21 protein-coding genes and 3 pseudogenes are annotated in these 22,193 nt (G+C 41.5%); 21 read left to right on the top strand and 3 right to left on the bottom strand.

The features are described from left to right. Nucleotides 1–167: 167 nt before the first annotated feature. The 6 genes and pseudogenes from BMZ95_RS00920 (at nt 168) to BMZ95_RS00945 (ending at nt 8,999) form a co-directional block, all read left to right on the top strand. On the top strand, nt 168–2,126 hold the full coding sequence (locus BMZ95_RS00920) for a site-specific DNA-methyltransferase (RefSeq protein WP_174519781.1): 1,959 nt from the start codon (nt 168–170) through the stop codon (nt 2,124–2,126). A gap of 1 nt (nt 2,127) precedes the next feature. Further along, a complete protein-coding gene (locus BMZ95_RS00925) occupies nt 2,128–5,124 on the top strand; it encodes a type III restriction-modification system endonuclease (RefSeq protein WP_046922482.1) in 2,997 nt (998 codons plus the stop codon). Next, the gene (locus tag BMZ95_RS00930) at nt 5,108–6,400 is read left to right on the top strand and encodes a hypothetical protein (protein ID WP_046922481.1); all 1,293 of its coding nucleotides are present in this window, start codon (nt 5,108–5,110) and stop codon (nt 6,398–6,400) included. The genes BMZ95_RS00925 and BMZ95_RS00930 overlap by 17 nt, the downstream gene beginning before the upstream one ends. Further along, nucleotides 6,381–8,264: a DEAD/DEAH box helicase gene (locus BMZ95_RS00935; RefSeq protein WP_046922485.1), complete on the top strand. Its 1,884-nt coding sequence runs from the start codon at nt 6,381–6,383 to the stop codon at nt 8,262–8,264. The genes BMZ95_RS00930 and BMZ95_RS00935 overlap by 20 nt, the downstream gene beginning before the upstream one ends. Nucleotides 8,265–8,524: 260 nt before the next feature. Further along, a pseudogene (locus BMZ95_RS11640) lies at nt 8,525–8,719 on the top strand (hypothetical protein); the annotation flags it as partial. A 91-nt stretch (nt 8,720–8,810) separates the two neighbouring features. Then, entirely contained in the window at nt 8,811–8,999 is a 189-nt protein-coding gene (locus tag BMZ95_RS00945; protein WP_074786356.1) for a transposase domain-containing protein, read from the top strand. Between the two features lie 247 nt (nt 9,000–9,246). On the opposite strand, the pseudogene BMZ95_RS00950 reads toward BMZ95_RS00945, so the two are convergent. Beyond that, nucleotides 9,247–9,747: pseudogene (locus BMZ95_RS00950) on the bottom strand (MATE family efflux transporter). Here BMZ95_RS00950 and BMZ95_RS00955 point away from each other — a divergent pair. The 15 genes and pseudogenes from BMZ95_RS00955 (at nt 9,664) to BMZ95_RS01015 (ending at nt 19,728) form a co-directional block, all read left to right on the top strand. Continuing rightward, nucleotides 9,664–9,951, top strand: a complete 288-nt coding sequence (locus BMZ95_RS00955) for a hypothetical protein (protein WP_225354934.1) — start codon at nt 9,664–9,666, stop codon at nt 9,949–9,951. The pseudogene BMZ95_RS00950 and the gene BMZ95_RS00955 overlap by 84 nt on opposite strands. Before the next feature lie 338 nt (nt 9,952–10,289). After that, nucleotides 10,290–10,610 carry a helix-turn-helix domain-containing protein gene (locus BMZ95_RS00960; RefSeq protein WP_225354933.1) on the top strand — a complete coding sequence of 107 codons (321 nt, stop codon included), beginning with the start codon at nt 10,290–10,292 and terminating at the stop codon, nt 10,608–10,610. An 88-nt stretch (nt 10,611–10,698) separates the two neighbouring features. After that, nucleotides 10,699–11,268 (top strand): NUMOD4 domain-containing protein, encoded by a 570-nt coding sequence (locus BMZ95_RS00965; protein ID WP_046922479.1) that lies wholly within the window; start codon nt 10,699–10,701, stop codon nt 11,266–11,268. 522 nt (nt 11,269–11,790) lie between these two features. Further along, entirely contained in the window at nt 11,791–11,958 is a 168-nt protein-coding gene (locus tag BMZ95_RS11230) for a DEAD/DEAH box helicase family protein (protein WP_164477220.1), read from the top strand. 166 nt (nt 11,959–12,124) lie between these two features. Beyond that, nucleotides 12,125–12,367, top strand: a complete 243-nt coding sequence (locus tag BMZ95_RS00975; protein ID WP_046922477.1) for a hypothetical protein — start codon at nt 12,125–12,127, stop codon at nt 12,365–12,367. Between the two features lie 111 nt (nt 12,368–12,478). Beyond that, nucleotides 12,479–12,607: a hypothetical protein gene (locus tag BMZ95_RS11565; RefSeq protein WP_004563527.1), complete on the top strand. Its 129-nt coding sequence runs from the start codon at nt 12,479–12,481 to the stop codon at nt 12,605–12,607. Between the two features lie 12 nt (nt 12,608–12,619). Further along, nucleotides 12,620–12,907: pseudogene (locus tag BMZ95_RS00980) on the top strand (RloB domain-containing protein); the annotation flags it as partial. A 174-nt stretch (nt 12,908–13,081) separates the two neighbouring features. Then, nucleotides 13,082–13,234: an MmcQ/YjbR family DNA-binding protein gene (locus tag BMZ95_RS11090; RefSeq protein ID WP_022280952.1), complete on the top strand. Its 153-nt coding sequence runs from the start codon at nt 13,082–13,084 to the stop codon at nt 13,232–13,234. Continuing rightward, the gene (locus BMZ95_RS00985; protein WP_003698391.1) at nt 13,195–13,443 is read left to right on the top strand and encodes a recombinase family protein; all 249 of its coding nucleotides are present in this window, start codon (nt 13,195–13,197) and stop codon (nt 13,441–13,443) included. The genes BMZ95_RS11090 and BMZ95_RS00985 overlap by 40 nt, the downstream gene beginning before the upstream one ends. After that, complete coding sequence (locus tag BMZ95_RS00990) at nt 13,418–14,755, top strand: RNA-guided endonuclease InsQ/TnpB family protein (RefSeq protein ID WP_046922476.1); 1,338 nt, start codon at nt 13,418–13,420, stop codon at nt 14,753–14,755. The genes BMZ95_RS00985 and BMZ95_RS00990 overlap by 26 nt, the downstream gene beginning before the upstream one ends. Before the next feature lie 305 nt (nt 14,756–15,060). After that, nucleotides 15,061–16,131, top strand: coding sequence for a hypothetical protein (locus BMZ95_RS00995; RefSeq protein ID WP_046922475.1), 1,071 nt, complete (start codon nt 15,061–15,063; stop codon nt 16,129–16,131). Nucleotides 16,132–16,252: 121 nt separating this feature from the next. Then, nucleotides 16,253–17,014, top strand: coding sequence for an alpha/beta hydrolase family protein (locus BMZ95_RS01000; protein ID WP_046922474.1), 762 nt, complete (start codon nt 16,253–16,255; stop codon nt 17,012–17,014). 14 nt (nt 17,015–17,028) lie between these two features. After that, nucleotides 17,029–17,349, top strand: a complete 321-nt coding sequence (locus BMZ95_RS01005; RefSeq protein ID WP_003693995.1) for a metal-sulfur cluster assembly factor — start codon at nt 17,029–17,031, stop codon at nt 17,347–17,349. Nucleotides 17,350–17,367: 18 nt separating this feature from the next. Beyond that, nucleotides 17,368–18,336 (top strand): ABC transporter permease, encoded by a 969-nt coding sequence (locus BMZ95_RS01010; protein WP_046922473.1) that lies wholly within the window; start codon nt 17,368–17,370, stop codon nt 18,334–18,336. Between the two features lie 15 nt (nt 18,337–18,351). Next, nucleotides 18,352–19,728, top strand: coding sequence for an RsmB/NOP family class I SAM-dependent RNA methyltransferase (locus tag BMZ95_RS01015; protein ID WP_046922472.1), 1,377 nt, complete (start codon nt 18,352–18,354; stop codon nt 19,726–19,728). Between the two features lie 315 nt (nt 19,729–20,043). Here the strand turns inward: BMZ95_RS01015 and fni are convergent, their stop codons facing one another. Continuing rightward, nucleotides 20,044–21,078, bottom strand: coding sequence for a type 2 isopentenyl-diphosphate Delta-isomerase (gene fni / locus BMZ95_RS01020; protein WP_046922471.1), 1,035 nt, complete (start codon nt 21,076–21,078; stop codon nt 20,044–20,046). 19 nt (nt 21,079–21,097) lie between these two features. After that, entirely contained in the window at nt 21,098–22,168 is a 1,071-nt protein-coding gene (locus BMZ95_RS01025; RefSeq protein ID WP_046922470.1) for a phosphomevalonate kinase, read from the bottom strand. Nucleotides 22,169–22,193: the final 25 nt, after the last annotated feature.

The raw sequence follows: 22,193 nt of genomic DNA on the forward strand, positions 1-22,193 counted from the left end.
TCACTCACTCACTCACTCACTCACTCACTCACTCACTCTGATTATTTAGACCGAGTCTTATTTGTCAAGACTTTTTTTGGTAATTTAATAAAAATTAAAGAGAATTCGCTTATACAGAGGGTAAGTGGATTCTTTTTTTCATCTTTAAAAAAAGAAGGTGTTTGGGCATGAAAACGGATAATGAAAAATATAATGAATCTGTCCAGCCCAACACCTTCTTTCTTGAAAATTTGAAAAGCAAGCTGCCGGATTTTTTCAGTAAAGACGGAAAATTTGACTTGGATAAATTCAAGTCACAATTGCAGGAACACAACATTGATGAATTAAAGGACGGATATCAGCTAAACTTTATCGGTAAAGACTATGCTCGCCGACAAGCCGGGGAAATGCCTAGCACGGTAATTGTTCCTGATGAAATTCAAAATAATGGCGAGGGGAAAAACAGCAAAAACTTGTTCTTTACTGGAGACAATTTGGAAGTGTTGCGTCACTTGCAAACGAATTATGCGGGTAAAGTGGATGTTATTTATATTGATCCGCCATATAACACTGGACAAGATGACTTTGCATATCCAGATTCTTTTGAATATTCTGACGATAAATTAAAAGATATGTTTGGTTTAGATGATGAGCAGGTTGAAAGGTTAAAGAGTATTCAAGGAAAATCAAGTCATTCTGCTTGGTTGACTTTTATGTATCCACGGTTGCAACTTGCTAAGAGAATGTTAAAACGCGATGGAGTTATCTTTATTTCTGTTGACGACAACGAAGATGGCAATTTAAAAGAAATCTGTGACGAGATTTTTGGTGAAAGCAATTTCTTGGCTCAAGTAGTTTGGGAAAGAGCATATGCGCCAATTAATTTGAAAAAGAATTTTTCGCCTAGTCACGATTACATGCTGGTTTATGGACGAGATGCTAATGTAATTGAGACAAATGGTATTGCAAGAAATAATACGAGTGACGATAGGTATCAGAATCCCGATAACGATCCACGAGGTCCATGGAGTTCCAGTGATATATCTGTCGGCCCCGCAATTCAGGCTAATATTTACCCTGTCACGACTCCCTCAGGTAGGGTGGTGGAGCCTCCAGCAGGAAGAAGCTGGAGGCTCTCGCAAAAAGCGTTTTACGAGAGACTCGCAGATAATCGCATATGGTTTGGATCTGATGGTAACGGAGTACCTCGAATCAAGAGGTTTAAATCTGAATTGAAAAAGACTGGAATCACTCCAATGACTATTTGGAAGTACAAAGATGTTGGACACAGTCAGGAGGCCACCCAAAAACTACAAGAATTGATGGGTGGAAAAAAGTATTTTACTTATCCCAAGCCGGTAAAATTAGTGCAACGTGCTATTCAGCTATATTCAAATGAAGATTCGATAATTTTGGATTTCTTTGCAGGATCTGCTACGACGGCAGAAGCAGTTATGAAACAAAATATGGATGATGGGGGTCATCGCCGTTTCATCATGGTTCAATTGCCAGAGAAAACATACAAGACAAACGAAGATGGCGCTCCTAAATTGAAAGATGGTCGAATGATTCCCACTAAAGGTGGACGTAGTGCACTTGAAGATGGTTACATGGGAATCGATGAAATATCTCGTGAACGTATCAGGCGTGCAGCGGCAAAAATTCGAGAAGACAATAATCTTTCTGAAGACTTTGATGGCAGCTTTAAACACTATCGAGTAGTGGAACCAACCAGGCAAACCCTAGAAGAAATTGAAGATTTTGATATAAATAACACAGATTTGTTTAATGATATGGTTTCGTCATTTTCTAGTGATGCATTGAATGTTTTAGGGAATGCCAGTGGCGAACAAACCATCCGTACTACCTGGTTAGCAAAGGACGGTTATTCATTTGACGCGGATGTCAAGAAGGTTGATTTTGCTGGTTATGAAGCAAGTTTGGTGGAAGGCAGTCGTCTGTACTTAATTAATGACGGATGGACCAGTAAAAATACTGAAGATCTGCTAAATAAGCTTGGTACGCATCAATTGACAGTTCAAACCATTGTCTTGTTTGGATATTCCTTTAATATTGCAGAATTGAGGGAATTAGAAATTGGTTTAAAGCAGCTTGATGTAAACATCAACTTGCTGAAGAGGTACTAATATGAAAATTCAACTAGAACGATTGCCTCATCAAGTGGCTGCGATTGATGCCATTAATCAGGCATTTAAAGGTGTCGATGTCAATACTAAAAATCCGGACGCTGGCTATATATATGCTAATCCGATTTTAAATTACGCCGGCAATGAAAAGTCCTACATCGATATTAAGATGGAAACCGGGACTGGGAAGACTTTCGTTTACACTCAAATGATGTATGAAATGCACAAACAAGGAATCTTTAAGTTTGTGATTGTTGTTCCCACTCCAAGCATTAAGGAAGGAACTAAGAATTTTATTACCAGTGATTATGCTCGGCAGTATTTCTCCGGGGTTCCAGGCTATGAAAATGTCAAAATTCAGTTAAATACCATTAATGCTGGTGATTTCAAGAATAAGAGAGGGAGGAGAAACTTTCCTGCACAATTGTCTGAATTTGTCGAAGCAACCAGGCAAAATGTTAATCAAATCCAAGTTCTTTTGATTAATTCAGGGATGCTTAGTAAGAATTCCGGAATGCACAAGAGTGACTATGATCAAACTCTGCTTGGCGGTGAAACAAATCCGATTAAGGCGATTGCAGCAACGAGACCCGTTATCATCATTGATGAACCGCACCGTTTTCCACGGAATAAGGTTACTTACAAGGCTATCGAAGAAATGAAACCGCAATTGATTGTTCGTTTCGGGGCTACTTTCCCGCAGACTATGACCGGAAAAGGAAAGAATAAACGGACGATTATCGATTACTACCGTGGCGAGCCTCAATTCACTTTGAATGCCATTGACAGCTTTAACCAAGGATTGGTCAAAGCTATTGATATCAATTATCCTGAGATTACCGAAGAAGAAGCGAGTCGTTTATACAAGGTTAAGAGTGTTAAGGCTAAGCAATTGGTCTTATCACGTAATGGCAAAGACTATCCTGTAAATGTAAATGAAAACCTGGCTGATGTAGATGAAGGTTTTGCCGGAGAAATTACCTATGCTGGGGGCAAGAAGCTTTCCAACGAACTTGAACTTCAACCTGATATGAAATTGATTCCGGGAACGTTCTCGCAAAACTATCAGGATGAAATTATTCAACAAGCAATTGATCGGCATTTTGAAGCTGAAGTGCGAAACTTCATGCGGTCGGAAAGCGGAGGCAATGCCCCTAAGATTAAAACTCTTTCGCTTTTCTTTATTGACAGCATCGCTAGTTTCCGCGGACCTGAACATACCAAGGGGTGGTTGGCTAAGCACTTTGAAAAAATGCTGACTAAAAAATTAAAGCAGCTTATCAAAAAATATGAAATGTCCATTGAGTCTCGGGAAAAGGAATACTGTGAATTTTTGCAGGCAACTTTACGTGATTTGAATGCAGAACATCAACAAGTTTATGCCGGCTATTTTAGCGAGGATCGTGGCAGCGGGGATGAAGCAATTCAAGCTGAAGTTGATGATATCCTGAAAAATAAGGAAAAATTATTGAGTTTCAAAGATAAAGACGGTAATTGGATCACTCGTCGTTTCTTATTTTCCAAATGGACATTGCGTGAAGGTTGGGATAACCCTAACGTTTTTGTCATTGCCAAATTGCGGACTTCTGGATCAGAAATCAGCAAGATACAAGAAGTAGGTCGTGGGTTACGGCTGCCGGTCGATGAGACCGGGCATCGGGTACAACAAGATGAATTCGAGAGCCGCTTAGCCTTTCTGATTGGTTATGATGAACGTGACTTTGCTCAAACGTTGGTCAATCAGATTAATGAAGATGCACCAATTGAACTGAACCATGATGAATTGACGGATGCAATGATTAAGTTAATCGTTGAGGAACGCCAAAAATCAGATAAGTCATTTGACAAAGATAAGTTGCTTAAAGATTTGGATGCCCATAACGTCATTACTCGTTCCAATGAGTTTAAGCCGGATGTTGAGATAGACGGAAGTAAAATGTCAGGATATGAAGCTTTGATTTATTTTTATCCGGAAGTGGAACATCGGACTAAAGTCTCTTCTGAAAAGGTTAGAGATCATAAGCACCATCCGACTACAAAAGTCAAGTTGCGTAAGTCTAACTGGAAACAGTTGGAAGAACTATGGAAACAATTATCCAAACGACAAATGATTAAGTTTGATAATGATGTTAACGATTTGGCACAGACGGTTGCGGAAGAAATTTTCAAAGATAATGAAAATAAAATCTTTGTTCGTCAGCGTCCGCAGATGATTAAGCAAAAAGTCGTTACTAAGAATAATCAAGCTGTAATTCAGGAATCTCCAACTGATTATGAAAATAACTATTTAACGATGAAGTACGGATCATTTCTGAAAAAATTAGCAACTCAGACTGATTTGCCGGTCAACTTCTTACATCAGCAAATGATTTCAGCAATCAAACGTTTAAATGGCAATAAAGATTATATCAATGAAAAAACGCTAGGTAATCTGGTTCGTGAATTTAATAAGCGTTTCAATGAACGAATCAAAAATTCGTATAGTTATGAACCGTTGAAATTTGCTGCGTCCACATCAATTTATGATGCTAAAAAGAAGGAATTTGTTGACGAGATTTCTGCTAATGATTTGGGTGTTTACAGTGATGAGAGAGCAACTAACGATGACAAGTACCTGTATGACCGGCCGCCATTGCGTTATGACAGTGCTAATCCGGAACTCAAAATTTTAAAACGTACTTACGACAATAAAATTGTTGCCTTCGGAAAGTTGCCTAAGCGAGCTATTAAAATTCCGCGCTATGACAACGGAACAACGACACCGGACTTCATCTTCAAGATTGAACGTGAACGCAAACCAATCTATTTGGTGATTGAAACCAAGGCAGCGAATATGCGCCTGGGTGATGAAACGATTAGGGTTATTCAGAAAACTTATTTTGATAAGCTTAAGGAAAGCGGTGTTTACTACCAAATGGCCACGAGCGAACAGGAAGTACACGACTTAATTAATAAGCTTGAAAATGGAGAAGAGGACATAAATGATATCACTGATTAAACTGGCTCAAGAAGGCAAAATTGAAACGACAGGTGCTAAACCTAAACTGCCGATTAAGGTTGACGGTGTAAGTTCAGAAACTTTGGATGTATACAAGATTCCCTTGGAATACCTGTATTACAATGACCAAAATGGACGGATTACGACTGGAATTGCTGAGTATGGGGAAGAAATTCATCCAGCTTATGATAATGAAAATCCTGAATATAACGAAACCATAGCAAAGATCATTGAAAACGGCAGTGCTTCTGACTTAAAAAGAACTCAAAAGTCGATTGAAGAATCCGGTCAGCAAGTATACGGCTGGGTTTTAGATGATGGTCGTGTAATTGATGGCAATCGTCGTTTCACTGCTTTGCGCAATATTCAAAAGAAAACAGGTCAGACTATTTATTTTGAAGCTGTTTTATTACCTTTTTCATATAAGAATAAAAGTGAGCGTGTTAAGATTAAACAGCTTGAATTAGCTTTACAGATGGGGGTCGAAGAACGTGAAGATTACGATCCGGTAGACCTTGCTATTGATATTTACCAAACTACAGGCGGAAAAAATCCAATTATGACTCTGGCTGATTATGGTAAAAATTCACGGATGAGCAAAGCAAAGCTCCATGAATACTATCTTGGCGCAGTGTATGTTAAGAAGTTTTTAGAGTTTATAGGAGCACCTGAAACCAGCTATAATATTGTCAAGGAAAGCAAGACGTGGACGCAATTTCAAGTTATGGGCAAAGTCTTAAACAATGAATTTGGCGATGATGCTGAAGCACAAGTTAAGAAGAATGAAACAATGCAGTCTTACTTTGGAATTATTCTTCATCAAATGCACGTTGGAGTTACCGGCAATACGGCTAGAAATCAGGTTCGTGATTTTGGCAAGTATATTGTCAAATCATCCGGAAACAACGATTTCAACGATGAAGTGATGTACGTTGTTGATGATTTATCAGATGCAATTCAAGATGCTCATGTTAAAAATTACACGGAATTAAGCAAAGAACTTTCTAATAAAAACAACTTGATTAAAGAGTTTGGAGAAAGTTACGATGCACATATGCGGGCTGCCAAGAACGGGGAGTCAGTTGATAAGTTCATTAAATCGGTCAAGGATATTGTCAAAGAGATAAGGACAATCAACGATAATAACGGTTTAACGGGAAGTTTGCGCTATAATGAAGTGTCTAATTCCCAACTTAAGGAATTACAGTCATATATGCGTGATTTGAGTCTTACAAGCAAGGAGCTATTTGAAAAATATGGAAGTGAAGTTCGATAATCCAAAAATCATCAAAAATGAAGATGGATTTTTTCAGCTGGTTGACGATAGCCGAAAAACTTTGCAGACTAAGTATGCTCGACGCGGCTTAAAGATATTTGAACCTTATTTCCTGGATTCAGCTCAAATGATATTTAAGTCTGAATTGACTTATGTCCAGTTGGTAAATATGGTTGATAAACTAAATCATAAGCTTGCAAGAAAAGGCTTGCCAGAGGTTGAAACTAGCAATGATTTTGATGAATTTGTTGAAGAAAGGCAATATTACATCAAAGAACAGAGTGAAGCGGGTTTGACGATCAAAAATAGCGATCCTCGATGGCAAAACGAATTTGATGAATTTAGACAAGCGGTAAGCAGAGAGCTTAGTCGTCCTTTAAAAACGGAACAAGAAAAGGCAAGCTTCTTTTTGGCGACTATGAAACGGGCCGCCAACTTCTCCGTTCCTGGTGCAGGGAAGACAGCGATGATGTATGGAACCTTTGCTTATCTATCAAGTCCGGAACAGGATAAAGTTGATAAACTGTTGGTCATTTCACCATTGAACGCTTTTGCGGCTTGGAGGACTGAGTTTGAAAAGGTCTTTGGTTCTAAGCGTCAATTGCACTATATGAATTTACGGGATAACAAGTATAATAATGATCCCGGTTCTATTAAGCATGATTGGGTACGATCAGACGTGATAACAATCAACTATGAAGCATTGAAGAGCAAAATTTCAGTCTTAAATGATTTGATTGACAGCAAGACCATGTTAGTATTTGATGAAGTTCATCGAATTAAAGGTATTGGCGGTCAAAGGGCAAGGGCGGCACTGGAATTAAGTAAAGCACCGCACTATCGCTATGTTTTGACTGGAACTCCAATTCCGAATGGCTTTCGGGACATTTATAATTTTTTGCATTTGATGTATCCGGACGAATACTCGACTTTCTTTGCTTGGGATTTAAATGAGTTGAATAGTATCGATCCAGAGGATGTTAACCGCAAGATGGCACCGTTCTTTTGGAGAACCAATAAAGAAGACCTCCATGTGCCAAAACCTGATCCGGATAATATTATTAAAGTTGAACCATCAGAAAAACAAGAAATTTTGGCTGACGCTATCTATGAAAATGAAAATGGTGCTTTAGCATTGTTTATTCGTTTGTTGCAGGCGTCTACTAATCCGGAATTATTGAAGTACAATATCAACTATCGAGAATTAGGTTTGGTTGACGGTGATTCATATACATGGAGCCAAGACGAAGCTAAGATCAAAAAAGCAAATCAAAGTGATGTCAAAGCATATGAGCGCTTTTCTTTAAAAGATATCGAAACTCCTAAATTCGATCACGGGATAAATCTGATTACTGACTTGGTTGCGGAAGGCAAGAAAGTTTTAGTCTGGGGAATGTTTGTCGGGACGATGCATAAAATTAAGCGATGTCTTGAGGAAAAAGGATTAAAGACAATTCTTGTATATGGCGAAACGCCTAAGAAGGATCGCGAAGGATTGATTAATGAATTTCGCGATGGTTCTGCTCAGGTATTGATTTCAAATCCAAACACATTGGGTGAATCAATTTCCCTTCACCAAACCGTGCACGATGCTGTTTATTTTGAATACAACTTCAATTTGACTTTTATGCTGCAATCTCGTGATAGAATTAATCGTCTAGGGTTACCCGATGATCAGTACACAAGGTACCACTATTTGATGACGGAAGGTGATTCTGCTCATCAAGGATTCATTGATGAAAAGGTTTATCGCCGGTTAAAGGAAAAGGAACAAGTAATGATGGATGCTATTGAAGGACCGATGCTTGTTCCCGAATATGAAGATGACTATCTTGAGGAAGTTAAGAAAATCGTGTTAGGATAAGATTTTCAAGATTAGTAACGGTTTTTAGATTGCTTGAAATTTTTCCAAAACATGACATCATCGCGTTGTAAAGGGTGGTTGTAAAATGTAGGAAATCGGCGGTTTAAAATTGTCGGTTTTCCTGCATTTTTTTGTATACTCACTTTATTAATCTTTTGAGAAAGTGATGAGCATGCGTAAGCGGTCGTTAAATAAGCGTTCTTCATAAACCTCCGATATCTTGGTATGCTTTAGACATCAAGTATATCGGAGGTTTAAATATGAAATTGGATGACGTCGTGGAAGTCAACCTTGTTGACCGAAGCCCTAAGAAAACATATCGACCGGTCAGGGAAATGGCTGCGAAAACTATTATGGAAGATGTTGAAATTCGAATTTACAACGGAGCTTCGAGAGAGATTTTTAAAAATTTGAATAACTATCCTTGGTATCATGATCAAAATGTTTCCAAATATAATTCAATTCATGCATACGGAACGGAGGTGAACGAGATGGACGAAAAAGATAAGCGTATCAAAGAGCTGGAACAACAAGTCGCTGAACTGAATGAACGAATTGCTTTTGATTGCCGCGTTTACTCACAGTGACGGAAGTTCATCCGAGACGGCCAAACTTAATCAGTTGGATCCTGAAAAATACTTGAGAAAAGTATTAACGGAGATGACCAACATTGAGGTATTTGATCCTGAAAGGTTCCGCCATCTTATCCCATGGAACATCGAGATTGTCTCATAAATGAGAAAATAAAAACGATGCATACGCAATATCCTGAGATAATGATGCTATCTCAGGATATTTGTGTACACATCGCTGTTTTAACGACTGCTTACATCGGGATTGCACCTCTTTGGCCATAATCTTCGAAGGGACGCATAGGATATTAAGAAGTTTGCAAACTAACCTGCTGGTACGGCAAGCCAGACAAATACGATGCCAAAATGCGGTGCGCAAATCAAAGCAACCGACAGGCGGATCGCCAGGTTCACCATATTTGCATAAGGAACGGGCGCATGATTCCAAGACCACGAAGAACCCCATCGGTTGCCATTTTGATTTCCATAAAGATGTAGAAGTAACCGAGCCATCTCATATAACCCTCGGATACCTGATAAGCCAGGGCAGTTCCATCTTTGCCAAGGAACAGTGAGGAAATTTGAGTATGTAATGTTTCAATGACTATAAAGGCAAGAACTGCAAAACATACGTCTAACACCAGTGCAGCGTGATATCATTTTTTGATCCGTTCAATTTTCTTTGCACCAAGATTTTGGGAAACATATGGGGAAACCGCATTGCCGATGGATACGAAAATCAATGAAAAAACATTCTCTACCCGCATCGTTGCCGAATACATCGCAAGTGCCTGTGTACCGAAAGGATTTACGGAACGGGCGAAATGTTGGACGAAAGAAAATACGGGAAAATCAGACGTCGGCGCAATGAACTGATTTTTTGCAGCGTCACGTTTGGAGAATACGGTCATCAGTATTGGTACCTTGCAGATGAAGACATTTTTGAGCCGGGCGATTTTGTCATTATTCCAGTTGGAGAAGACAGGCATGAAGAGATTGCCAGAATCGAATCGATTGAGTATCATGTCAAAGAAGAGGCACCGTACCCGTTTGATAAGATCAAGCATATTCTGAGAAAATTCGATCGGAAGACTGATGAAGGGCTTTTGAGATAAAAAAGACAAGAAATTTAGAACGATCAATCAGATTCTCGCTGCGCTTTGACGCGGTGAGAATTTTTTGTGCTGCAATGACTCTCAAGCGAAGAGGTCGATGATGGTTGCCAAACGCTTATGAGAAAAAAGCAGTACTGGATGGAGGCTCGACTTGTACCAATCATGGTCTTTGCTGCAATCGTGACTTTCTTTGATATCCGGTTCAAGGTATGCAGCAATGAGAGCAATCAGTGCAAATATTGACAAAAACTAGTTTTTGGTATATAATATATATCGTAAATCAGATTCTTTTCGGTCTGTTGTTTTTGTGCTTGTTCCGAAAAGACCTCGATAGGATCTTGAAGAAAGAATCTGTTGCTCAGCTCAAGACTGAGCTCTGCGAAGACGACGTTGCGGAAATGCGACGATTGCAAAATCAATATCTTAAAAAAGAAGGGTTGGTGTTTATCATCGAATTACGATTAAAAGAATTAAGGCTTAAAAATCTTTACACCATTAAAGAAATCGCAGGCGTATTGGGATGTACGGCGTCTCTCGTGAGCCGATACGAAAACGGTTCGCGCATGCCAAGGGCCGATTACCTTGTAAAACTTGCGGATTTTTACGATGTTTCAGTGGATTATCTTTTAGGGCTTACCGAAGACAAAGAACGCCATTGATTAAAAGCAAAAATTACTCTGATCGGAGCAGTTGAAACGTTGCGTCTTGCACGATTTGGATGAAAGCGCGCGGAAAGGATTGTCAGAAATGTCAAAGCAAGAATGGCGAATGATTGAAGAATATGAAGGAATTTATGAAATCTCAAATGACGGTCGAATAAGAAGCATCAGAAGACTGGTCAACGGTGTTCCTCGAGGCGGGAAAGAGTTAAAGGTTTCCAAAATGAAAAGCGGAATATATTGCATCAGGCTTAAAGGACTTGACGGAAAATTGCATTTTGAACTGATTACGCGGTTGGTTGCAAAAGCGTTCATAAAAAATCGTTATCCGGATAAGGCTAAGTTTGTCACATACATCGACGATTCGCTTTCAGTTGAAGAAGGACTCAACAGTGCGGACAACCTCGCATGGGTATCGTTCAGGGCAAGATCGATCGAAAAGAGCAAGGTTCCGATATCAGCATTCGACCCCAAAGAAGGCATTCAGGAAAAGTTTGCAAATGTTGAAGACGCCAAAGAGAAATTGAAGCTTCCGGCCGTCAGAGACATCTGTGAGTGCCTTGCTCATCGGCGAGATGAAGCATACGGATATTCATGGACTTTTTTGAAAAAAGGGCCAAAGGATGTTTACGTTTTTTCAGAATTAAAAGAGGTTTGACTTTCAGCAAACATGGATATGCCAAAACCTTAGAACAAAATTTTTTTATTGCGACAGTCTCTTTTTTCTGGTCAGAACCGGCAACATAATTTGTCGTAGAGGCGCTTTTTTGAACGTAATGCCAAATTCAGAGCGGGGCGTCAATTTGCTTCCCGTCCTTCTTTTCCGTTTGTTTCATGCAAAAAGACTCGTTCCCGAAAAAATGAAGGGAACGGGTTATTTTTTCTGTGATGAAATTCTCATTTTGAGCAGCTTTTTGTTCTTCGAGATCGTCGTTCAACGGATTTGATTTACGTTTGCGAGAACAGCGTAAGAGTATTTGGTCGAAACGAATGCGATCAAAAAAGGAACGAAGGCACTGTTTGTTGGTTTAAACGTCATCGCCGAGAATAATCAGCGGCTTGATTTAGGGTGATTTACGTAAAGAATAAAGATTAATTTTTTTGCGGATTTGTGTAAACTTGACAAAAAAGTCACAAAGTTGTATAATGAAATCATAAAAATCAAAAAGGCGATGTTAAAATGCTGCCAAAAGAATACTTTGAGGACCCGCTTACCGAAGGCGTGGCATTCGGAGCATTCGAACACGTGTTGGACAACAGGTTCACGCTGCTCAAACTCCCCGTCGGCTACGGCAAGACGGTTATTGCGATGCAGGTTGCTGAGTTGATACGGTCACGAACTACATAATCAGACCCGAAAAGGAGTCTGGAACGACGAACGTTTTGGTGCCATATGCCAAAAGGCAGTACGATCGCATCATATCAAAGAACAAATGGAACAAGGTTTTTGAGGAGATTTTCGTAATGCGTTGGGGAAAATATGACGAAAGAATTTTTGAGAAGGGAAGAACAAAATGAAAGAATACAATATTACGTTCGACGAAGGCGGAAAAAATGAACGCACTATGACGTTCAGATACGTTCCAAGCAAACAGCAGGTGCAGAACATGAGCGGAAATTTTGCTTATGAAATGACGGCAAAAGAGAACTTTAAAGTAAGAATTTCAGAAGTTCAAGCCGACAATCGCCCGAATGGCGAAGGAGAGTCGGAAAGATACGTGTACGACGTGAAAACAGGACAAGCAACGAAAGCATGATAAATCAGATTCTCACTGCAATTTGGCGCAGTGAGAATTTTTTTGCGCGAATTGCTGCAAGGTGTCTTCATGCGAATAAAATAAAATTTAAGAAAATACGGCCTCAGTATTTTGAAGAGAGCATACATCCAGGAAAGAAATAACAAGCGAAAGAGCGATGAGGTGTACGTGGCATTTGATCGTGACAAGATGAGTGATAATGAAGTTGCTAAGTGCGTGAACTATGCTGAAAAAATTTGATACAAGCTCCTTTTTTCGTCGATTAGTTTTGAGGTATGGATTCTGCTGCATTTTGAGGAGGTCAACAGGCAGTACACAAATGAGCAGCTAAAAAGAAAACTCTCGGGAAAAGACTATTTTAATACGAACTACAACAAATTCAAGGGAAATAATTATGATGATTTTCTTTATGATCGAGTGGCGGATGCGAAGAATAACGGGGATAAATTGTTGAAGTCAAACAATGATATCATAAAAGATAATCCGTATATGAATATTAGCAGGGAAATCGGGAAGATATTTCGAACCGAAGTATTTTAAATATAATCCTATTGACGCCGCTCGTTTTGATTCGAACGAGCGGTTTTTTTAACGTTAGTCGAACGTGCATTCGTAATATTTGTGTGATATAATTATTGAAAATCATATTTTGAAAGAATTTAAAACAGGCAGCCTGATTTCGGTAGAAAAATCCGCTTAAGTGGGGGGATTTTGATGAACAGGGATGATTTTGAAAAGTTCGTCATCCAAAACGACGATGCAAGTTTTGATTATCCATGGAAGAAATCGCCTAAAAACGAGGTCTTCAGGCATAAAGACAGCAAAAAATGGTTTGCGTTGGTGATGAACGTTCAAAAAAAGGGTTAGGGTCAGACGAAGACGGGATGGTTGATGTTGTCAATTTCAAATGTGACAAGAAAACCGATCAACAGGAAATCTTCGAGGAAGTCATCGGCTTGCTTCATTCCTTTTCAATGCGTATGTATTCTGGCAGACGCAAGAAGATTAAGGAGGCTCTAAGTAATAATGAGGAAAGCGAGGTGGAATTGCATGGCACAAAAAACGAAAAAGAATAAGCTGCTTCGTTATCAGCGTATTCATCAAAATCTGACTGAACAGCAGTATGACTACTTGACAGAACGTCATGTGATTCGCCCGACTCACCCGAAATACGCTGTTTTAGACCATTTTAGCCACCTGGCTAACAACGTCTACAATCAAGGTTTGTATCGGGCTAGGCAGGCTTTGTTTAAGGGTTCGTGGTTGTCTTATAACAAGTTAGACGCATCATTAAAGCAATCTAAGCGCCAAAAGGACAGCATGATTTATAGCTCAATGAATAACGTGCACTTGGTCCAACAACAACTCAAGTTGGTCGCTCGCAGCATGGATTCATGGAACAAGGCTCGGAAAGCTTACGCCAAGAATCCTAGCAAGTTCACGGGTCGGCCTAAATTGCCAAAGTATCGGACAAAGGGTGGTTTGAGCACTATTATCGTTGACAATCAGACTGTCAAGTTACGGCAGAATGGTTACGTTGAGATTCCTTGCATGGACAAGTTTAAGGTTAAATTAGCGCACCCGGAAACAACGTCGATTCAAGAGGTGCGAATTGTCCCACAGAACCGCCGTTTTATCGTTGAGGTGGTCTATAAAACTAACCAGATCACTCAATACAAGCCGGACAATGGGCGTTACCTAGGAATTGATCCGGGCGTTAATAACGCTTTTACTTTGGCAACCAACGTACCGGGAATTACGCCGGTAATCGTCAACGGCAAGCCAATTAAGTCAATTAACCAGTTCTACAACAAACAGCGAGCTCGACTGACCAGCTTGCATGACCGGCTAGGTCAAAATCGTTCCAGCCATCAGCTGGCTAGTCTTGACTTTTACCGAAACCAAAAGATGAGTCGTTTTGCTCATGAAGCAAGTAAGCGTATTGTTGATTTTGCGCTAAGCCATGAGCTAAACACGATTATCATTGGAAAAAACAAGGGGCAAAAACAGCGTTCCCGCATGAGTAAGCAGAATAATCAAAACTTCATTGGAATTCCACATCAAGTCATGATCAATTTGATTAAATATAAGGCGAACTTAGCAGGCATTGTAGTTATTCAGCATAGCGAATCCTATACTAGTCAAACATCTTTCTTAGATAAGGAAGAACCCATTCGAGAGAATGGGAACAAGGCCCGACAGCGCAAAGGCTTGTCGCCAATTAAACGTCGATTAAAGCGTGGCTTGTACAAAGCAAATACTGGTCAATTAATTAACGCCGATGTTAACGGTGCTTTACAAATCATCAAGAAAGTAGTCCCGAATGCTTTTGCGGATGGGATAGAGGGCATCGGATTGTGCCCAGTCAAATGGTCTTTGCGATTTTAGGGTAGACCATTTCCGAAAGATTCCGAAACAAATTCAACTGCCGAACTGACTGTAAAGTTGTCCCGGAGAAAGGCACTGCTTGGTGCTGGACGTTCGTCTTGGCGTGGATGGGTTGGTCAAATTAGGTTGAGAATAAGGGTTGCCTAAGCCGTGAGCTGGTATTGCTTCATATGGTATGATTTAATATCAACTCAGCAGGAATCTATTATCTGATCTGGCTTCAGGAAAGTAAAACGTTTTTGAAAAAGTGACAGGAAATTCAGGAAAAGGTGCGTCAGAGCACTGCATTTTTAGGGGGAATCAGAATGGAAAATGATTTTGAAACGCATCGTCCGCTTGAAGGCAAAATCAAGAAAGTCACGCTTTATTCGAGAAAGAAGAGAAGCACGATTTTTGAGCAGATTCTGGAATTGAATGATGAAAAGGCAACGATCGAAATCGTCAATCACAATCCGCCCGGCATGGGGGACGAGTATCTTTTTCCGAATCCTGCTTTTGACGGGGTCATGGGAGATTTGAAAGACGTTTACGAAACTTTTTTTGAAAAATCAAGTCGTGACGACTGGAAGCTCGTTTTCGTAAATGAAGCAGGAGAAGAGTTCGAAACGCACGGGGCACTGCAAAAAAGCGGACGACTCTCGTCCATCTCTGATATGATTCGCTCCATGTTCAAGCGAGATGATCTGCTGGTGTTTGACGGAAATCCCGACAAAGTCGACAGAATCGAGCTTTTGTTTAACCGGTGCCTGAATTTTTCAGACGAAGAAATCGTCGATTCAAGCGAAAGAATCGTGATTGAGCGTGCATCCGAGTCAATCGTCGTGCAAAGAAACACGTTTGATCGTCTAAAGGTGAGAAGCAACGTGCAGCTTGCTGGCATCGTATCTAACTTTTTGGATGATGTTTCAGTGAATGCTTTTTCAAGGGTTGAAGGCAATCCCGCTGACGTTTGCGAAAATCCTGCCGGAGAGCAAAATTATCTGATCAGACTTGAAACAAAATTCGGCAGAAAAAAAGAGGTCAAGGGCAGTTTTGACAAGCGCGGTCTGCCCGTCGATTGGCCGAAGTTTGCTGAAAAATTGAATTATCTGCTTTATTATTACGGAGTCGCCGGCGAAATTCTCAACCCGTTCAACTATGAGAAGGTGCTGCGCTGCAAGGACGAGCTGATTTTTTGCAACGTCTGTTTTGATGACAGCGGCTCGGCAATCATGTGCCTTGCAGATGAGGATCAATACGAATTCGGTGATTGCGTTTATGTCGAAGGAATTGATGAAATCGGACAGATCGAGTCCGTCGAATACCATAAAAAAGAAGATGCACCCGTATCCTTGCAGAAAGTCAGACATATTCTCGGCAAATGTGATGATTTTTGAGAAAGCATACCTTGTTACTTTAACTAGTGTTTATGAATCATTAAATTTCGATTTCGGTAAAAGGCGAAATATGCCATAATAGTGTATAATTAGAATAGATATTTCGGATGGGGGTTTTCTGATGATTGAAGTTGCATGCAAACATGCGGGAGAGTATCCCGTTTTGGAGCTCAATGACAGCAATTTGCGAGATGAATCGCTGCCGCTCGCGTTCTTTTACCATGGTTGGGAAGGCTGCAAAGAAAAAGTTTTGACGCAAGGCTATGAAATAGCCAAACGTGGTTTCAGAGTGGTCATGCCTGATGCTCAATACCACGGAGAGCGCATGATTGGTGGCCCTGCTAAAACGCATTTTCTGGAATTCTGGCAGATTATTGCTGATTCGGTTGCTGAATTTCCAAAGATTGTCGATTATTATGAGGAAACGACCGGAATCAAAGATGATTTTATCGGTGTCAGCGGCCTTTCAATGGGAGGCATCACAACATGCGCATTAATGGCTTCTTACGATTGGATTTCTTCTGCAGTTTGCCTGATGGGATCCCCGTGTCCTGTCGAATTTGCGAAAAAGCTGATTGCTTCGATGCCGGAGGTCAAAAACGTTCCGCAGCAATACGTTGATTCGCAGCTTCAGGCTTTGCGTGCGATTGATTTGTCGCTTGCGCCTGAAAAGATTGCCGCACGCCCGTTCCATTTTTGGCACGGAACGGCCGATCAGATAGTACCGTATAAGCCGACAAAGGCTTTTTACGATCGGATCAAGGATGAAGATTACGCTCAAAAGACGACTTTTACGACGACGGAGAATGCCGTGCACAAGGTCTCATATGAAACGACGGTTGAGATGGCTGAAAAATTTGCTGAATATTACGAAAACAGATAAGCGAGGTAAATCAAATGTCAGAACGTACGAATGAACAAATCAAGGAAGAAATTTTGGATCGATTGGAAATGGTGACCGACCCGGAGCTTGGCGTCGACATCGTAAACTTGGGCCTTGTCTATGCGATAGATCTTACTGAAGACGGAATATGCGTCGTTTCCATGACTTTGACTACGATGGGGTGTCCTTTGACCGATCTTTTAGCCGATCTTGTGACGAATGCTTTAGGAGACGTTGAAGAAATTAAAAAAGTCGATGTCAAGTTCATTTGGGAACCGGCCTGGACGACGGACCGCATGACGAGTTATGCCAAAATGGCATTGGGCATCCACTAACGGAAGGATTGGCAGATTTTGTTTAAAAAGCGCATCTACGTATTTTTCTATATCTTTTTAGTCGCGTTTTTTTCGGTTTATCTGTGTTTTAAGATTCAGGAACGAGACATGATCATTCAGCTTAATAATCATAATCTTTCACCGAACACGTATCACGTGACGCTGAAGCAGAACGTGACCTTGTATGATCTTAACCAAAAAATCGAAAAAACTGATTTGTTGAACAACGTTCAGGTTCATTACCAGGATTGTGAAAACAAGAACGTGACCTATTTTTACGGCAAGGGCAGCTTCACCGCTCCACCGATGCTTTCAGGGCACTTTTTTTCGGACAGCGACTTTGAATCAAACGTAGCGACGGTGGTTGTAGGTAAAAATTGGCAAAACAAGCTGTATCGTCCAAAAGACCAGGCTTATTTGAAGTGGAACGATAAATATGTTTCCGTAATCGGCATTATGGGCGACAACTATAATTCTGAGCTCGATAACCAGGTGTTCATTTCTCTTTCGACTGCTCAGCTTCAAGATGCATATTCGAATAATTATCGCATCCTGCTCGACAGCTCGCAAGACTTGAAACCAAGCGAGATCAAGACGGCCCTTGATGCCAATTCAGTCAAGCGTCAGGTCACAAATCACTTTATCGTCTCTGATGAATCGTGGATTGCTTCGCACTGGGCACAAGCCTTAGGGATTGTTTTGGTCATCGTTTTGATGATCGGCGAAATCGTCTTTTGGATTATTTCTTCCAAGCGAAACTACGATGAAACGATGTTTTTAAAGTTTGACGTTCCTCGTTTTATTTTTGCCGAATGGAGAGCATTCAGCATCTGCATTGCACTCGGATTGATTTTGGGCGGTCTTGCCGGAACGCTCTTCTACAATCTTAATTCTTATGTTTTGGTGCTTTGCTTCCTGGGCGGACTCTTTGTTTGCTCAAGCGGCCTGTTTTACTGGATGTTGAAGTGCCAGATGAAAAAAGACTAGAAGAGGTTGTTGATCATGAATCTACCTGATGAGTTTATTGAAAAATACACGAAACTGCTTGGAGATGAGGCCGAATCCTTTTTTGAAAGTTTTGACACCGAACCTCAAAAGGGCTTTCGATTGAATCCGCTGAAATCAAATTATCAAAACGTTGCTTTGAATCTGGAACACCCGGTTGATTATTCTGCAGTCGGGTATGTCGGCTCCGTCAGCGGCAACTCGCTTGAGCATCAAACCGGATATGTCTACAGTCAGGATTTGAGCGCAATGTACGTCGGTGAAGTCTGCGGTCCAAGGCCGGGCGAAAAAATTCTTGACCTGTGTGCGGCGCCGGGCGGAAAATCCAGTCACCTGGCATCTTTGATGAACAATGAAGGCTTGTTGGTTTCAAACGAAATCAACAGGAAACGTGCGCTGATTTTAGCTGAAAACATGGAGCGAATCGGGGCAAGAAACGTTATCGTCACCAACGAAGATCCGACCGGACTTTTAAAAACGTTCGAGCAGTTTTTCGATAAAATCGTTGTCGATGCGCCATGCTCGGGCGAAGGGATGTTCAGAAAGGACCATGCTGCGACCAAATACTGGCATAAGGACTATCCAAATGAATGCGCCGCAAGGCAAAAGCTGATTTTGGCCGATGCCATGAAGATGCTGAAACAAGGCGGTACGCTTGTTTACTCGACTTGTACGTTTGCACCGGAAGAAGATGAGCAGATAATAACGTGGCTTTTGAACGAATACCCGTATCTGGAACTCGTTCCGATTAAAAAGTACTCCGGAATGGATGAGGGACGCCCTGCATTTTCTGACGGAAATGAGGAGCTCAGAGGCTGCGTAAGGCTGATGATGCACCATTTTAAGGGCGAAGGGCATTTTATTGCCAAGCTGAAGGATATGCGTCCTGTGGGTGAAAACGTTTCTAAAAAGAAGAAGGGCAAGAAAAAACACGGCAAAAAGGCTGCCATGAGTTCGGAACAAGTCGAGCTTTGGCAAAACTTTGCCAAAGAATTCGAACTGGAAGGATTTTCGCTAAGCAATCTGAAGGTCTTGGGCGATCATCTGTATCTTTATCAAGAATCTTGGCCCGACATTTCGCGTTTGAAATTCATTCGTCCGGGATTTTTGCTCGGAACGTTCAAGAAAAAGCGCTTTGAGCCTTCTTATGGACTTGCGCTTGCGCTTGATCCAACGAAATGTCAGCGAAAACTTGCCGTTGAAAAAGAAGACTGGCAAAAATACGTTGCCGGAAACGTCATTTCGTTAAAAGAACGACCTGCGCAAGGAAACGGCTGGTATTTGCTTGAATGCGAAGACAAGGCCTTTGCATTCGGAAAAGTCGTTGATTTGACGGTCAAGAATTTCTTTCCGAAAGGACTTCGAATATTTTGATTCATGACCTCGAAAACTTCACTTCAGAAATGGAGTGGAGTTTTTTTGTTCCCGTCGGTTTCTCCTGTGTTTTTTCAAATTATAGCATTGCGAAGATATTTTGTGAATACAAAAAATGGTGTTGAAAAATCATCATCAACACCATTTAGTATAGACCCCAAAACGGCCTGACCGCAGAACAGTTCCGCAATCAAGCCGTATCTTGTTAGTTAAAATTTTATATTTGAACTGTATACTTGACAGGACATAGTATAGTCTTAAGACGACCGTCCTTGTTCGGCATTTTATTTAATTCAAATTAGAAACGGGATTTTTTTACAGCTGATCCACCGTGTTTTTCAATTCAAGATCCAAAATTCTTTGGACGTCTTTCAGTTCGGAAATTTTGCGGCATCCGAGCAGCGCCATCAAAGCTCTGATACCTGTTTTGAGATCTTCGATTTTTGCAGCCAGTCCGTCCTCGCCGTCTTTTAGCAAAACGTGAAGGAACATGCCGGAGATGCCGACGTTTTCTGCTCCCAGGACCAGGCACTTGACGATGTCTTGAGCATCGCGGATGCCGCCTGAGGCCGTCAACTTAAGTCTGCCAAGCTCACTGCGATGTTTTTGAGCACCCAAAAGCGATTCGGCAGTCGTCAGGCCGAGTTCTTGCATGAAAGCGAGCGTTTCCTTGTTTTTGCGACGCTCATTTTCAATTGCGGCAAAGTTTGTTCCGCCCGCACCGGCCAGGTCGACGTAAGAAACGCCGTTTTCGGCCAGGAGTTTCAGCGTTTGCGGCGTCATGCCCGTTCCGACTTCTTTGACGAGCATGGGAACATGCAGTTTTTCGTTTAAGCGTTTGAGATTTTCAAGCCAATAAAATTCAGTATCACCTTCAGGCATTACGAGTTCCTGAGCCGCATTCAGATGAATCTCAATGATATCGGCATCAATCATGCTGCAAGCCCGCTCTGCATTTTCAAAAGGGTGGTTTGCGCCAAGATTGGCCAGCATGATTCCGTTCGGATTCAACCGGCGAAGCTTTTCAAAACCTTTGGCATAAGCCGCGTTTTTGACGGCAACGCTCTGAGATCCGACGGCCATGGCAACCCCGGTCTTGTTTGCAACCCTTGCCAGACTTTCGTTCAGCGAATCTGTCGTTTGGCTTCCGCCTGTAATGGCATTGATGAAAAAGGGAGCTTCAAGCTTTTTTCCGGCCAAAGTCGTCGAAAGACTGATCTCATCCAATGATATTTCCGGCAGATTGGCCGGAATGAGGCGAATGTGTTCCAACCCGTTTGTGCTTTTTTGGCGGTAAAGCTTTTCTGCAATCATGACGTGCTCGTCTTTTCTGTGCGAATGAAGATTCATTTTGGCCTCCTTGGACATATCAGTCGTTGTAATGGATGCTCAAATCAAGCGGGATGATGTCGTGTTTCGTCCATTCATCGAGCAGGGAAGTCGTGTCGATCGAAGAATCAATCAAAACGATGCCGCAATCGCCGCCGCCAGCACCGGACGTTTTAGCGGCACCGCCGAAACGCTCAGCGCTTTCGATCAAATACTTCAATGTCGGCGTTTCAATTTCGACGCCGGTAATTTCATGCAGATTTTCCAAAAGTTTGCGGTTTTTGCGCAGACATTGCTGAATGCCTGGCAAATCGTGTTTTTGAAATGATGCTTCCATTTGTTCAACGCATTTGCTGCTTTCATGCACGAATTCCAGGTATTTTTTGCGGCGTTCTTCTTTTGAAAGTTCGACTTTATCGACCAGATTCGAGGTTGAAGCAGGCGATCCCGTCCAGCCGATGAGTAGGTTCAGTTTGTCAAATACAGGGAGGGACATGATTTTGAGACCTGGCCAGGTTTTAGCGAGCAGTTCGCTCAAAGAATAGTTGTGACGGGCCGCTTTGAGCCACTGACGGTCAAACGAATGATATTCGAGCCAGCCGCCGAAAACGCTGGTGGCGATGTCTCCCAAGGATCCGTTCCCCTGGACTTCGAAGTGAGCAATGGCAGCAAGTTTGAAAAGCTGATCCAAGGTCACGTTCAGACCGTAGTATTGACAAAGAGCTTTAACGGTTGCAACGGTGACTGCCGCAGATGATCCGAGACCGTATTTTTTGCCGCTCTGACTGTCAAGTTCGCTGTCGATTTTCAAATCGTAGCAGCGCATTTTTTTGCCGAGTTCCTGTGCATACTGTTCAGTGATTCTGATGCCTGACAGGATATATTCAAAAGGATTGTCGCGATTGTCGATCACCATGTGTTCGCCGCGTCTTTTCCAAACGACGGTCGAATTTTCGTATTGTTTTGAAATGATCGTGCCAAAATCCTTGCTGTCTTCGATTGAAACGTAGACGTATTTGTTGAGCCCGACCAAAATTGCGGGGCATCCGGTTTCAACGACCGCATATTCGCCTGCAATATAAAGTTTTCCAGGTGCTTTGACCTTAATCAATTTTTTCAAATCCTTTCAATGATTA

It is taken from the genome of Ligilactobacillus ruminis DSM 20403 = NBRC 102161 (genome assembly GCF_900113455.1).
GTDB classification, from domain to species: Bacteria; Bacillota; Bacilli; order Lactobacillales; family Lactobacillaceae; genus Ligilactobacillus; species Ligilactobacillus ruminis.

Bases quoted from the DNA above. Each gene is read 5' to 3' on its own strand.
- BMZ95_RS00920 (WP_174519781.1), top strand. From the start codon at position 168: ATGAAAACGGATAATGAAAAATATAATGAATCTGTCCAGCCCAACACC.
- BMZ95_RS00925 (WP_046922482.1), top strand. From the start codon at position 2,128: ATGAAAATTCAACTAGAACGATTGCCTCATCAAGTGGCTGCGATTGAT.
- BMZ95_RS00930 (WP_046922481.1), top strand. From the start codon at position 5,108: ATGATATCACTGATTAAACTGGCTCAAGAAGGCAAAATTGAAACGACA.
- BMZ95_RS00935 (WP_046922485.1), top strand. From the start codon at position 6,381: ATGGAAGTGAAGTTCGATAATCCAAAAATCATCAAAAATGAAGATGGA.
- BMZ95_RS00945 (WP_074786356.1), top strand. From the start codon at position 8,811: ATGAACGAATTGCTTTTGATTGCCGCGTTTACTCACAGTGACGGAAGT.
- BMZ95_RS00965 (WP_046922479.1), top strand. From the start codon at position 10,699: ATGTCAAAGCAAGAATGGCGAATGATTGAAGAATATGAAGGAATTTAT.
- BMZ95_RS11230 (WP_164477220.1), top strand. From the start codon at position 11,791: ATGCTGCCAAAAGAATACTTTGAGGACCCGCTTACCGAAGGCGTGGCA.
- BMZ95_RS00975 (WP_046922477.1), top strand. From the start codon at position 12,125: ATGAAAGAATACAATATTACGTTCGACGAAGGCGGAAAAAATGAACGC.
- BMZ95_RS11090 (WP_022280952.1), top strand. From the start codon at position 13,082: ATGAACAGGGATGATTTTGAAAAGTTCGTCATCCAAAACGACGATGCA.
- BMZ95_RS00985 (WP_003698391.1), top strand. From the start codon at position 13,195: ATGGTTTGCGTTGGTGATGAACGTTCAAAAAAAGGGTTAGGGTCAGAC.
- BMZ95_RS00990 (WP_046922476.1), top strand. From the start codon at position 13,418: ATGGCACAAAAAACGAAAAAGAATAAGCTGCTTCGTTATCAGCGTATT.
- BMZ95_RS00995 (WP_046922475.1), top strand. From the start codon at position 15,061: ATGGAAAATGATTTTGAAACGCATCGTCCGCTTGAAGGCAAAATCAAG.
- BMZ95_RS01000 (WP_046922474.1), top strand. From the start codon at position 16,253: ATGATTGAAGTTGCATGCAAACATGCGGGAGAGTATCCCGTTTTGGAG.
- BMZ95_RS01005 (WP_003693995.1), top strand. From the start codon at position 17,029: ATGTCAGAACGTACGAATGAACAAATCAAGGAAGAAATTTTGGATCGA.
- BMZ95_RS01015 (WP_046922472.1), top strand. From the start codon at position 18,352: ATGAATCTACCTGATGAGTTTATTGAAAAATACACGAAACTGCTTGGA.
- fni (WP_046922471.1), bottom strand. From the start codon at position 21,078: ATGAATCTTCATTCGCACAGAAAAGACGAGCACGTCATGATTGCAGAA.